At 34.3% G+C, this 13,591-nt stretch carries 13 protein-coding genes; 8 read left to right on the top strand and 5 right to left on the bottom strand.

Annotated elements, in window-relative coordinates:
- Positions 1-19: 19 nt before the first annotated feature.
- Positions 20-214: a hypothetical protein gene (locus tag MHH73_RS08560; RefSeq protein WP_191812578.1), complete on the bottom strand. Its 195-nt coding sequence runs from the start codon at positions 212-214 to the stop codon at positions 20-22.
- Positions 215-463: 249 nt separating this feature from the next.
- On the opposite strand from MHH73_RS08560, the gene MHH73_RS08555 reads away from it, so the two are divergent.
- The 3 genes from MHH73_RS08555 to MHH73_RS08545 all read left to right on the top strand — a co-directional run bounded on the left by MHH73_RS08555 (position 464) and on the right by MHH73_RS08545 (position 2,400).
- Positions 464-646 (top strand): YkvS family protein, encoded by a 183-nt coding sequence (locus MHH73_RS08555; protein WP_095369711.1) that lies wholly within the window; start codon positions 464-466, stop codon positions 644-646.
- A gap of 341 nt (positions 647-987) precedes the next feature.
- The gene (locus tag MHH73_RS08550; RefSeq protein ID WP_191812580.1) at positions 988-1,599 is read left to right on the top strand and encodes a CPBP family intramembrane glutamic endopeptidase; all 612 of its coding nucleotides are present in this window, start codon (positions 988-990) and stop codon (positions 1,597-1,599) included.
- A gap of 150 nt (positions 1,600-1,749) precedes the next feature.
- The gene (locus MHH73_RS08545) at positions 1,750-2,400 is read left to right on the top strand and encodes a hypothetical protein (protein WP_341066150.1); all 651 of its coding nucleotides are present in this window, start codon (positions 1,750-1,752) and stop codon (positions 2,398-2,400) included.
- Between the two features lie 17 nt (positions 2,401-2,417).
- Here the strand turns inward: MHH73_RS08545 and MHH73_RS08540 are convergent, their stop codons facing one another.
- Positions 2,418-3,461 (bottom strand): YkvI family membrane protein, encoded by a 1,044-nt coding sequence (locus MHH73_RS08540; protein WP_341066148.1) that lies wholly within the window; start codon positions 3,459-3,461, stop codon positions 2,418-2,420.
- Between the two features lie 185 nt (positions 3,462-3,646).
- On the opposite strand from MHH73_RS08540, the gene MHH73_RS08535 reads away from it, so the two are divergent.
- Complete coding sequence (locus MHH73_RS08535; RefSeq protein WP_341066146.1) at positions 3,647-5,791, top strand: ATP-dependent Clp protease ATP-binding subunit; 2,145 nt, start codon at positions 3,647-3,649, stop codon at positions 5,789-5,791.
- A gap of 65 nt (positions 5,792-5,856) precedes the next feature.
- Here the strand turns inward: MHH73_RS08535 and MHH73_RS08530 are convergent, their stop codons facing one another.
- Positions 5,857-7,551, bottom strand: a complete 1,695-nt coding sequence (locus tag MHH73_RS08530; protein WP_341066143.1) for a M3 family oligoendopeptidase — start codon at positions 7,549-7,551, stop codon at positions 5,857-5,859.
- Between the two features lie 226 nt (positions 7,552-7,777).
- On the bottom strand, positions 7,778-8,212 hold the full coding sequence (locus MHH73_RS08525) for a MarR family winged helix-turn-helix transcriptional regulator (RefSeq protein ID WP_191812588.1): 435 nt from the start codon (positions 8,210-8,212) through the stop codon (positions 7,778-7,780).
- Between the two features lie 137 nt (positions 8,213-8,349).
- Between MHH73_RS08525 and MHH73_RS08520 the strand changes: the two genes are divergently transcribed.
- The 3 genes from MHH73_RS08520 to MHH73_RS08510 all read left to right on the top strand — a co-directional run bounded on the left by MHH73_RS08520 (position 8,350) and on the right by MHH73_RS08510 (position 12,283).
- The gene (locus tag MHH73_RS08520; protein WP_341066139.1) at positions 8,350-9,846 is read left to right on the top strand and encodes an ATP-binding protein; all 1,497 of its coding nucleotides are present in this window, start codon (positions 8,350-8,352) and stop codon (positions 9,844-9,846) included.
- Between the two features lie 327 nt (positions 9,847-10,173).
- Positions 10,174-11,397 (top strand): MFS transporter, encoded by a 1,224-nt coding sequence (locus tag MHH73_RS08515; protein ID WP_341066137.1) that lies wholly within the window; start codon positions 10,174-10,176, stop codon positions 11,395-11,397.
- Between the two features lie 151 nt (positions 11,398-11,548).
- Positions 11,549-12,283 (top strand): ZIP family metal transporter, encoded by a 735-nt coding sequence (locus MHH73_RS08510; RefSeq protein ID WP_191812593.1) that lies wholly within the window; start codon positions 11,549-11,551, stop codon positions 12,281-12,283.
- Positions 12,284-12,285: 2 nt separating this feature from the next.
- On the opposite strand, the gene MHH73_RS08505 is transcribed toward MHH73_RS08510, so the two are convergent.
- Positions 12,286-12,522, bottom strand: a complete 237-nt coding sequence (locus MHH73_RS08505) for an aspartyl-phosphate phosphatase Spo0E family protein (protein WP_225230478.1) — start codon at positions 12,520-12,522, stop codon at positions 12,286-12,288.
- A gap of 255 nt (positions 12,523-12,777) precedes the next feature.
- Between MHH73_RS08505 and MHH73_RS08500 the strand changes: the two genes are divergently transcribed.
- Complete coding sequence (locus tag MHH73_RS08500; RefSeq protein WP_341066132.1) at positions 12,778-13,566, top strand: carbon-nitrogen family hydrolase; 789 nt, start codon at positions 12,778-12,780, stop codon at positions 13,564-13,566.
- Positions 13,567-13,591: the final 25 nt, after the last annotated feature.

Here is a 13,591-nt window from a genome sequence, read left to right as displayed (position 1 = left end):
TATAAAAAACAAACCTTTTTTAACTTCTAGGTTCAGTTAAATATTGATAAATGACATCTCCCCCTCTTTGGGCAATTCCTCTAATATATTTAAAATCATCCCTATTAACAATGACTGAGCGAAACGTTAAAAAATCTTCTTTTTTTACATAGTACTCTGTGATCTCTTTATCCTTTAATTTGTTTATGATTTCTTCTATAGTTGATGCATCCATATTATTCACCTCTGCTTCCTTCCATTTTATAAAAAAAATGCATGCTTTTAAAGAGTATTAATCAGATTTAAGTGATACCTATTAACACAAGGTGAAAACTATAGAGTACGGCAAAATAGGAAAATAAAGACCGGTCATCCATCAAGGTTTAGATTTTTCGTATTATTAATGTATATTCCTTTACGAATAATCAGTTTTAGTGCAAAATGGTTATTAACAAAAAATATGGAAAGAAAAGGAGCAATGTATGTGAAAAAAGCTGAAGTTGGAAACATAATTGAATTTAGAGATGGCTTGAGGGGCATCGTCGAAAAAGTAAATGAGAACTCCGTCATCGTTGACTTGAGCTATATGGAAAACTACAGAGATTTAGAATTAGAACACCGGACAGTAGTAAATCATAAAAATTATAAAATTGTCCAAGAAAATTAATAAGAAATAACCATATTTTTTTAAAACATTAAAGATAACTATAGATTGATCGACATTTCATTAAAAAGAAAAGTCCGAACAAAGTGAATTCTTTCATAAGAATTCAGATTTGTTTGGATTTTTTCATTTCTGCTACTCCTACACCAAAGAAAATCGCGATGGATACACCACATTACATTAGACGGAATCGCTTTTTCTCTCTCTCTACTCTACATGGTCACCTTTTCTTTCCATTTGACATATATTCGTCATAAATAAAATCCTCTAATGATATAATCATATTTTTTTTACTGCTTTTTTGATAGAATAATGATTGGCTTGCATGAAAGGGGTTATATGAAATGCGTAAGAATTCACCTGACATTCGCTTAGTTGTCGGGATCGTCCTTGCACATGTACTAATGTATTTCACATTTGAGGACAAATCAATCTTCTGGTATATCTTTAGTGCCACCATGTTATTTCTTATTAGTTTTGCCATTATAAGTATAGAACTAGATCATCAACAATCCTTTACCCAAAACTTATTATGGGGTACATTATCAGGGGTTTTTCTATATGGCATTTTTTGGCTAGGTTATACAGTATTGAGTTTTATCGGCGTCTCGATTACAGAACCTGTCGAAAAGCTCTATAGTTATTATGGAGCAAAGAATATTTGGCAGTATTTATTATTAATATTCCTTTTCGCTCCCGGTGAAGAAATTTTCTGGCGTGGATTTGTACAAAAGAGGGTAATGAACTATATAAATGGTTTTCTTGCTGTTGGCATCGCCTCTATTCTTTTTGCTTCAGTACAGTTTTATTCAGGCTCATGGGCATTGCCACTAGCAGCATTAGTAGCAGGATTATATTGGGGAACCATTTACCTTTGGAAAAGAAGCATTGTTTTACTGATCACTTCACATATTATATTTTCCTTGCTCCTTTTTGTATTCAGTCCTTTAGTATAACCAGATAGATTTTGTGAAAATGGTCGCAAGCATATATTTTCTATGCTTAGCTGTTAGCTCTCTATCAATATTATTAGAGGAAATTTGTAACAAATATGCAGCATTTCTCGTCTAATGCATTGATTACGTAACTTAGGGAGGAAATTTGTTTTGAAGAACCTATTAAAATGCTTAACTGTTCCATTAGCTATCTTTCTTTTAGCAGCATGCGGGACATCAGAAACAGACAATGGTAATGGCGAAAATAATAATAGTAATCCACCAAATGAAGAAGTAGATGAAAATGAAGATCAAAACGAAAACAAAGACGATAGCCAAAAAGAAGAAAATAAAATTCGCGTCATGGAGGAAAATTTATCATATGAAATAGACGGTGAAACAAAAGAAGAAACAGCTTTTCTTAAAGAAAGTGACAATCAAGCGTTTTCTTTACATGTTTTACCCGATTTCACCTTAACCGCAGAGGAACCAAATAAAGATATCCTTCATTTAAATGATCAAGCTGAGGTGTTTATGCGCATTGAGGTACTTCCTGAAGAAGTGGACATGAAACAACTTGAGGAGAATACAATCATCCAACTTCAATCTGTTAACGAAGAAGTAGAGCATCCTTCCCTTCCACAAGATGACTTTTTCAAAGATGCTGTTATGATCGAAGCTTCATCTGAAACCGATACAGTAACGGCATTTATTATCCACAATGATTCAGCTCAAGTAAAACTTACTTTATTCAATAAGAATGAAGATACTAATTATAAAGATGCTTTTATAGAAATGGCCAAAACCATTCAAACAAAATAATAAAAAAAGAGACTGTCCTAGCTGTCAGTCTCTTTTTTCATCCATAATAAGATGATAAAGGTTAAACTAATATAGCCAAATAAAGGGTACAAATAGGAAAGCAGTTCTCCATATTCAATGAATGAACCGAAATAGCAGATAGTAAAAATCCCAATCACTGTTACCACCGTAGGAATATTAAAATATTGCCGAATTTGCCTTTCCACTCCAAAAACGTTTCCAATCACAGAAGTGAAAATTTCACCATAAATAACAAATACGAATATCCAATATATTGAAGACGCAAGTGACTTCATAATCGCAGCCATAGGAATTTCATAACTTTCTAAATTAGGTACATTGACCAATGATAAATGACTAGAAACTAAAATCAATGTCAATGCAATCCCACCAAAATATCCTCCCCATTTAATCGTATGTATATCTTTAATATCCGAAGCAACTGGAACGAGCACAGCTTGCGCTAACATTAAATTAAACGCGGCATACGTAAATGGAGATACAACTGATTTCCAACCGTCCTCAGCAAAAGGAATATATAAAATATTTTCTAAAAAGAACGGCTGTTGAATAGAGAAAAACAACAAGATGAAACTGAAACTGATCATCATAGGAACGACAACAACATTTACAGCAAATAATCCTTTTATACCTACAAGCATGGTTATAATTGATAAGGCAATGGTAAAGACTACACCGGTCGATTTAGATAAACCTAGTTGTTCTTCAAACACAGCACCTGCACCTGAAAGCATAACAGCACAGACACCTAATAACATGATGAGCATTAATCCATTGATCAATATTCCAAAATGCTTCCCGAACAAATGTGTATTTAACTCTTGATAAGATTTTGCATTTATTTTTGCAGCAATAATCATTAGTTTTGATCCTAAGAACACAAATATATATCCACTCATTAAAATACCAATTAAACCAATAAATCCAAATCTCGAAAAGAATTCGACGATTTCCCTACCAGTTGCAAACCCTGCACCAACAACAGTCCCTACATAGACTGCTGCGATTTGAAAGGAAGCTCCCCAATTAATTTTCGTCAAGTCGATCTCCTCCTTCTTCACAATATATGTAAAGAAGGACAAACAAAGACGAGCTTTTTCTTACTGAATCCCATTTTTCTAATTTTAATAAAAAACTTCATCAAAATACTTGAAAGTCAAAGAAGGTCAAAGTATACTGTATTCATAAGGTCAAAGTTAGTCAAAGTCAAAAGGAGGAATTTTTAATGAAATGTCAAGCATGCAAACAAAATGAAGCGAATGTCAATATGAGATATGCGATTAACGGTAAAGAGACAACGATTCGTCTTTGTCAAAGCTGTTACGAGAACGAAAAACAATCTCTTCCTGCCTTTGGTCCAACGATGAATGGTTTCTCTGGTTTTATCCCATTCGATGATCTTTTTAAACAATTGACAAATGGGCAAAATGCTCATCATCAAAGTCAACCGCAAGCGAATGAATCATCTCAAAGAAAACAAGGTAGTAATGGTGGGTTCATTGATCAATTCGCTAAAAACTTAACCCAAATGGCAAGAGCGGGTCTCATTGATCCAGTGATTGGTCGAGATAAAGAGATTTCACGAGTAATTGAAATACTAAATAGACGAAGCAAAAACAATCCGGTATTAATCGGTGAACCCGGTGTTGGGAAAACAGCTATCGCAGAAGGATTTGCACTAAAAATAGTTAATAGTAACGTACCAAAGAAATTACTCAATAAAGAGGTTTATTTGTTAGATGTTGCCTCCCTTGTTTCGAATACAGGAATTAGAGGTCAATTTGAAGAAAGAATGAAACAACTAATAAATGAAGTACAGACACGAAAAAACATAATCCTATTTATTGATGAAATCCATTTATTAGTTGGTGCGGGTTCAGCTGAAGGATCAATGGATGCTAGCAATATTTTAAAACCTGCACTAGCACGTGGTGAGATGCAATTAATTGGGGCAACCACTATTTCTGAATATAGAAAAATAGAAAAAGATGCAGCGTTAGAAAGACGATTCCAACCTGTTCACGTCAAAGAACCAAGTTTGGAGGAAGCAAGACATATCCTTGAAGGGTTAAAAGACAATTATGAAAGCTTCCATGATGTTATTTATACAGACGAAGCCCTCACAGCTTGTGTAGAACTATCGTCTAGATATATTCAAGACCGCTTCTTACCAGATAAAGCAATCGACCTTATGGATGAAGCTGGGTCAAAATTAAATTTAACATTGGGTGTTTCATCTGATGAAGATATTGAATTGCGTTTAAAAGAAATAGCAAAGCAAAAAGAACAGTTACTTAAAGAAGAAAGATATGAAGAAGCAGCTAAATTAAGAGATAAAGAAACAGAATTGGAAAAGGCTCTTGGTTCAAACACTAGAAAAAGAGCAAAAGTAGAGGTCGAACATATCCAAAAAATTATTGAGGATAAAACCGGCATACCAATCGGAAAATTAATGACAGATGAACAAGCTAAGATGAAACATCTACAAGAAAACCTAAACAATAAAGTGATTGGCCAAGAAGTCGCAGTCGAAAAAGTAGCAAAAGCTATTAGAAGAAGCCGTGCTGGCCTTAAATCTAAACATCGTCCTATCGGATCGTTCTTATTTGTCGGACCAACAGGTGTTGGTAAAACAGAATTAACGAAAACATTATCTGAAGAATTATTCGGTACAAAAGAATCTATGATACGACTAGATATGAGTGAATATATGGAAAAACATAGTGTAGCGAAAATTATAGGTTCTCCCCCAGGTTATGTTGGCCATGAAGAGGCAGGACAGTTAACGGAGAAAGTACGTAGAAACCCTTATAGCATTATCCTATTAGATGAGATTGAAAAAGCACATCCCGATGTGCAGCATCTTTTTCTACAAATACTTGAAGATGGCCGCTTAACAGATAGCCAAGGTAGGACGGTACACTTTAACGAAACCGTTATTATTATGACAAGTAATGCCGGTGTTCAAACAAAAGAAGTCCAAGTTGGCTTTGCAACGGAAAATAACGCTTGGAATGAAGCAAGTATACTCGACTCTCTAGGACAATTTTTTAAACCTGAATTTTTAAACCGAGTTGACAATATTGTAGAATTTAAATCGTTAACAAAAGAGCATCTTCTCACTATCACTGATTTACTATTAAAAGAATTGAATGCCGTATTAGCTCAATCTAATATCCACTTAAATGTGACAGATGAGGTAAAAGCTAAATTGGCTCAATTAGGTTATCATCCTGCATTCGGCGCCCGCCCTCTCAGAAGGGTCATTCAGGAACAATTAGAAGATAAGATTGCAGACAAAATTATTGATGAGGAAGAACAAAGTGAATTATCCGCAGTTTTAGAAGAAGGAAATATTGTCATTCAATAAAAAGGAAGATAATTTCATCAAAAAAGGAGAGGTTTCTTGCCTCTCCTTTTTTTGCACCTCATTTTTTAAAGCTTTTTATCATCAACTTGATTTAGCCACTGCTCGATTGAATCGACAACGGATTCAACACAACCATCTTCAAAAGGAGAAATTAAATTTGCTTCAGATACTAATCCTGTAAATGGTTGGCTACCGCCGAGTTTACATAAATGAAGATAATCTTTCCAGGCTTGTTCATGATTCTCCTGTGATTTTTGCCAAAATTGAAAGGCGCAAATTTGTGCTAACGTATAGTCTATATAATAAAATGGAGAGTTATAAATATGGCCTTGTCTTTGCCAATATCCGCCTCTCTCTAGATAATCATTGTCTTCATAATCTTTGTAAGGCATATATTTTCTCTCAATATTTCTCCATGCTGCTTTTCTTTCCGCTGGAGAAGCTTGATAGTTTTCATACACCCAATGTTGAAACTCATCAACAGCTACACCATAAGGTAAGAAGATTAGGGCACTGCTCAAATGGGCAAAGCGGTATTTGTCTCCATCTTCTTTAAAGAACGTATCCATCCATGGCCAAGTAAAAAACTCCATACTCATCGAATGTATCTCTGCCGCTTCATGTGTTGGCCATACATATTCGGGAATCTCAAAGTCTTTACTTGAGTAAACTTGAAAAGCGTGACCTGCTTCATGTGTTAAAACATCAATATCCCCTGAAGTCCCATTAAAATTAGAAAAGATAAATGGTGCTTGATAATCCTCAATAAACGTGCAATAGCCTCCACTTTCTTTCCCTTTCTTCGCAAGTAAGTCCATTAATTCATTTTCAATCATGAATTCAAAAAATTTGCCAGTCTCTGGTGAAAGTTCTTGATACATCTTCTGCCCCATGTTAATAATCCAATCAGATGATCCTTTAGGCATTGGGTTTCCAGAAAGGAAATTAAACGGTTCATCATAGTACTTTAATGAATCCACGCCAATTCTTACACGCTGTCTTTCTTTTAATTTAGCGACCATCGGAACGATAAACTCTTCCACCTGTTTTCTAAACTTTGCAACCATATCGGCATCATAATCAATTCTAAACATTCGATAATATCCAAGTTCAACGAAGTTTTCATACCCTAATTGATGTGCAATCTCTGTTCTTATTTTAACGAGGTCATCATATATTTGGTCTAGTTTATGTTCATTATCTGCCAAAAATTGAAACTTAGCCGCACTCGCTTCTTTTCTCAATTGACGGTCTTTCGATTCTAAGTATGGATCTAACTGTGCTAATGTTAATTCTTTACCATCAAAATTTATTTTTGCTGAAGCGATCAACTTATTGTAATCACTTGTAAGTTTATTTTCCTTTTGTAATAACGGCACAATTACCGGCTTGAATGTTTTTAATTCACTATCTGCTAAGGCAAATAGCTGTTTACCAAATTTACTTTCAAGGTCTTCGCGAAACTTAGATTGCACCAGAGCTTCGTAAAACTGTGTACTAAGACCATCAATCTCTGGTCCTATTTCATCTGTATATTCTTGTTCTTGTTGATAAAATTCGTCATTCGTATCAATTGAATGCCTAATCATTACTAAGTTTAACATCGTAAACAGCTTATTTCGTATACGATTAATTTTTTTCATCGCTTCTATTTGTTCCTCGACTGTTTTTGCTTGTTTAAATGCGAGCAGTGCCGCATCAAACTGAACTTTTGCTTTGTCCAGTTGTGGCCTTTTGTATTCATATTCAGGAAATTTCATCCCCATACACCTCCAAGTAATAATCGTTAATTTGTATGTATTTTCATGATGAACGAAAATTTGAGCAAGTTAACTCTTTCTATAATATATTATAAAATCCTGCATATTTCTTATTAAAAAATACACAGGACTTAAGTAACAACACATAATTAAATTAATTTACCTTTATTTCTCTAAAGTTCACACCTCATGAATAAAACAAAAAACGATTCTGTATGAACCGTTTTTATCGATTGCTAATAGATAACCCAAGTTTTTTTATTAATTCAATAGCTGTCTCTTTTTCTTCTGCATTTAATTCACTCATTAATTCATGAATATACTCTTCATGACCTGGAAATACGCTTTCAATAAAGGCCTTACCTTCTTCGGATATTTCTGCATAAGTCACTCTTCGATCATTCGGGCATGCCACCCTTCGCAAATACCCTTTACTTTCTAACTTATCAACTACATACGTAATACTTCCACTAGCAAGCAAAATTTTACCACCTATTTGCTGTAAAGGTTGATTACCTTTATGATATAGTAATTCTAGTACAGCAAATTCAGTCGGATTTAATCCATAGGTTTGAATTTTACGATTAACAATTTCATTAATCGCTCTATTCGCTCTTGAAAGTACAATATATAGTTTGAGTGATTGGCTAGATTCAGTCATGTCTCCAATCCTCCTAAAATAATTTAAAATAGAGATTTTTGAATTCAAACTAATTATAAGTAACGAAAAGCATACTGTCAATTTCTATATATTTACTAATAAATATCATTGAGGCTATTTTATGGAGAAGAAAAAGAATGAAACGAAAGAATAATTATTTCCTGTATATCATTATCGTTATTATACCTTCTATTCTCGGGATGCTTTCTATTTATCATTATGTAGGCGACCGTGAGGAAACAGAAAGATTAGGTGACGCAAAGTGGATTGCAACCATCCACCAAAAGAACTGGGATCAATTCATTTCTGAAACAGTGACCACTTTAGATATTTTAGCATTATCAATTGACGCACAAAATGATATGGAAACCATTCGAGAAGTAGTGAGACGCACACAATTAACTGACATGAGATATGGCAGCATGTTTCTCTTGGACGCAAAGGGTTCTTTCGAAACAGGGACTTCAGAATTATTAAAAAATCATGACTTTACTAACGATCGATATATCCAAGAAATTATGCGCACGAATGATTTAATTATATCTGAAGAAGTGGAGACATTAACACCTGAACAACAAGTCATCGGGATTGCCAACCCTATTCTTGATGTTAATTTCCAGCTAGAAAAAATAGTAGGTGCACATTTAAGAGTAGATTATATGCAAAATATTATGCAAATTCTTACCCCTGATGCATCCATCTCCATTACGAATTCAAGTGGAAAGCAAATAATGAATATGAATGGCGGTATAGGCAAAAATGATCAAGTATATACTGTGCCAATTGATCGCCTGCCTTGGAATATTGAAGTAAGTATTTCTGATGTCGATAGCGGCAGTATACTTAGGCATACAGCAATCTTCTTCTTACCCCTTTTTATATTGCTTCATATTTTCTTTTTCTTTATAAAATATTTCATGTTAAAAAAACATGCCAAAAACGCTGAGAAGGAAAATGAAATACAGAAACTAGAGCTAGTCGGAAATTTAGCTGCAAGTACAGCCCATGAAATTAGGAATCCACTTACTGGTGTGAAAGGCTTGATCCAATTATTATCAGAGAAACATAAACATGAAGAAGATCAGTATTATTTCTCAATTATAAATAATGAAATCAGTCGTATAAATGAAATCGTTAGTGAGTTCCTTATTCTTGGGAAGCCAACTATTGAAAAAAAGGAATATATTTATGTACAAGATATTATCCGTGAACTAGAGCCACTTATTAAATCTGAGGCCAACTTAGCCAATATTCACTATGAAGATTCTTTACCAGAAGAACCCGTAGGAATATATTGCAACAAAGATCAAATGAAGCAAGTGTTTTTAAATATCGCCAAAAATGCGCTTGAGTCAATGAGTAGTAATGGGTATCTGTCTATTTCTCTAACAACAAGCTCTCACCATTGTTATCTCACCATTAAAGATACTGGAGTAGGTATACCCAAGAAAGAGATGGACAGAATCTTTGAACCTTTTTATACTTCTAAAGATTATGGTACAGGCCTAGGCCTCGTTGTATGCAAAAGGATTGTCGAAGCAAATAAAGGAAAAATCACAATCGAAAGTAGTGCTTCTAACGGTACTGTTGTGACAATCATTTTACCGTTAGCGTCTGATTCCATCAATTCATAGACATATGAATCATGAGGGAAGCTTATAAAATATTTGCTTCCCTTACAAGTTGGATATGTTTCCTTCTGCTGGAAAGGCTAATAAATAGTTTGTTTCATTTTCCACTAATTATTTTTATCGCATTTGATTGGAATAAATTCCAACATATAAAATCGATGCTATAAGAAATAAAATAGGATGAAGAATAGTTAATTTCTAATACTTCTAATGTTCGGGTTCCTTTTTGAATATTCCATTTTTTAAAAAGAAAGACTTGATTTTTGTTCGTTTAACTCCAATAATTATTTCGTATATTGAATTATTCTTACATAAAAGGAGCCTTTCTCTATGAGCCTAGCTGTTTCCCTTAAAGCCCTCCCTAAGCAAGGAAATACTAGTTATCGTATTTTATTTATTATTGGGCTTTGTCATTTATTAAATGACGCCATTCAGGCAATCATTCCCGCGATGTTCCCTATTTTAGAAAGATCAATGGGACTAAGTTTCACCCAATTAGGGATGATTGCTTTCGCATTAAATATTGTTTCCTCTGTTCTTCAACCTGTTATTGGCAACATGACAGACAAAAAGCCCATGCCTTTTGCCTTGCCCATTGGTTTAACTATTACGTTATTTGGCATCGTCGGATTGGCTTTTGCCCCTAAGTATGAATGGATTATCATTTCCGTCATATTTATAGGATTAGGATCTGCTATTTTTCACCCTGAAGGCTCAAGAGTTGCTTACATGGCCGCTGGTCCAAGAAGAGGTTTAGCCCAATCGATTTATCAAGTTGGTGGGAATAGTGGTCAATCGCTAGCCCCATTAATTACCGCGTTGGTACTCGTGCCTTTTGGGCAAAAAGGCGCTTTATGGTTTACTATTGCTGCTTTTTTAGCCGTATGTTTTCTCGCTTATATTGCCATTTGGTATGCAAAAAACCTAAGATTGCAAGAAACTAATAAAAAGGCAAAGAAAAAGGTGGCTGCACATAAACCACTTACTAAACCAGTAAAAATAGCATTAGCCATTGTTCTCATTCTTATTTTTGCCCGATCTTGGTATGTTTCAGGGATGACAAACTTTTATGCTTTTTATGCAATAGAGAATTATGATTTTTCAATTAGCGGAGCACAAACAATGCTATTTGTATTTTTATCAGCAGGTGCTATTGGTACCTTCTTCGGAGGACCTTTAGCAGATAAATTTGGACGTAAGACTGTTATATTTCTATCTTTAGCGCTTTCTTTACCATTCTCCATACTTATTCCATTTGTGCCAGCTAGTGTTGCCTTTGTTTTTTTGGCACTCACAGGATTTATTTTGATGCTTAGTTTTTCTGTAACAGTTGTCTATGCTCAAGAATTAGTACCTGGTAAAATTGGAATGATGTCAGGCTTGACAGTTGGATTTGCATTTGGAATGGGCGCAATTGGGTCGATTGCATTAGGTTATTTAAGTGACTGGATTGGTATTAACCAAACGATGATTTTCACTGGATTACTTCCTTTAATCGGATTCCTTAGCCTTTTATTACCATCAGATCAAAAAATTGCTGAATGGAATGAATGATTAATGGATGTTAATTTTCTTATTTGACACGATAGAAGAGGTCATATTTTTTAAATGACCTCTTTCCTTGATTATGCATATACTAGGCTAATTAATTACCTGCATCTTATTATTTTAATTTAGGGCTGATTCTAAAGGGGTGAGTTATAAAATGACAGAAGTGCTATATGGAACAATTCTTTCAGCAATGTCCACAGGACTTGGTGCATTAATCATTTTGTTTATTGGTCAATCGATGACACATAAATGGCGTGATATTTTACTGGCATTTACTGCAGGTATAATGATGGCTGCTTCTACAATGAGTCTTATTCCAGAGGCATTAAATGCAGGAGGGTTTTTACCATTAGTCGTAGGTATTTTTCTAGGGGTTTTAACTTTAACAGTACTAGAAAAAAACATTCCACATATTGACATCGCTCATAACAAAAAAGGGATTGAATTTGATGAAAAAGCGATGTTAATTGTTGCCGCAATTACACTTCATAACATTCCGGAAGGACTTTCTGTTGGTGTTAGTTATGCGTCTGAAAACGGAGGAGACACTGGTAATTTAATCGCATTTGCCATTGGGTTGCAAAATGCACCTGAAGGATTCTTAGTTGCTTTATTTTTGGTCAACCAAAAAATCAGTAGATTCAAAGCATTTATTGTTGCCACGTTGACAGGAACAATTGAAATTTTCACGGGCTTATTAGGTTTTTACTTAACGTCTTATGTTGCTTCACTTGTCCCTTATGGACTCGCATTTGCCGCAGGAGCCATGCTATTTATTATTTACAAGGAATTAATACCAGAGAGCCATGGAGATGGTCATGAAAGAACATCTACCTATTCTTTTATCATTGGTTTACTTTTCATGATCTTGTTAATTGAGCTTTTTTAATTTCATACAGCTTTATTTTTTATATTTACATGGTATTGTGTAATATTTAATTTATATTCTCGGGTCCTACGGGGCTCGGAGTTTATTTTTGCCTTCTGATATTCATATATAAGCATGTCTAGTTCCTGACTATGCTGAATAGTTATTTTATCATTAATACCTACTTTCCTTGCACACTTCATCATAATTTCTCTTTTTATTTGAATCTTGTCCAATAATTCCCTTTGATTTAACTTCAACTTTTCTCCTCCTAAAATTGTCCTGCATTCGATTATTTTTTTGTCTACTTGAGAAATTATTACAAGAATTTTTATAAAAGTAAATAGATTCGCAAAATAAGACAATCTTTTTTTATATCAACATGATTCGACACTTTTCAAGAATCGTTTGCATGGCTTTTCGACAAATAGATAAAATGATTAAGCAGTAGTAAACTTTTTAAAAATCGTATATATTTAAAGTATAAATAAGATTGAAATAAGGGAGTTTTAACGATGAATTTACATATTGCTTGTATACAGATAGATATACAATTTGGGCATCCTGAAGAAAACTATAAGCATGTAGAAATGAAGGTAAAGGAAGCGTGTAAAATTCAACCATACCCAGATATTATTGTTCTACCAGAAATGTGGACAACTGGATATGATCTTGAAAATTTGTCTTCTACTGCTGATGTAAAAGGGGAAAAAACCATTGCCTTCCTAAAAAACTTAGCGAAAGAATATCATGTCCATATTGTAGGCGGATCAGTTGCTACTCAGCGTGAAGATGATTATTTTAATACGATGATTTCAATTGATAAAAATGGTGATTTGCTACAAGAATATCATAAAATGCACTTATTTAAATTAATGGATGAACATAAATTTTTATCTGCTGGAGAAGAAAAAGGTAGCTTTAATATTAATGGAGAGAAAGTAGCCGGTGTGATTTGTTACGATATTCGATTCCCAGAATGGTTTCGAGCACATACATTAAACGGGGCCAAAGCGATTTTTGTTGTAGCAGAATGGCCGAAACCAAGAGTCGATCATTGGCAAACCTTATTAAGGGCAAGAGCGATTGAAAACCAATGTTATGTGATTGCCTGTAACCGCGTTGGGCAGGATCCTAACAATAGATTCGCTGGACATTCGATGATTATTGACCCTTGGGGGAAAGTTCTCGCAAGCGGTAAAGAAGATGAGGAAATCGTTACGGCGACGATTGACCTTTCGGAAGTTGATCGTGTCAGAAAAACTATCCCTGTTTTCGAAGATCGCAAACCTGAATTTTACTAAGAAACTTACGGCTAGATAAACTTAC

Origin of the sequence: Cytobacillus sp. FSL K6-0265 (assembly GCF_038003465.1) — a bacterium.
Classification (GTDB): Bacteria; Bacillota; Bacilli; order Bacillales; family Cytobacillaceae; genus Cytobacillus; species Cytobacillus stercorigallinarum.
Note: the sequence above shows the minus strand (reverse complement) of the source record. Positions and strands in the feature narration are given on the sequence as shown.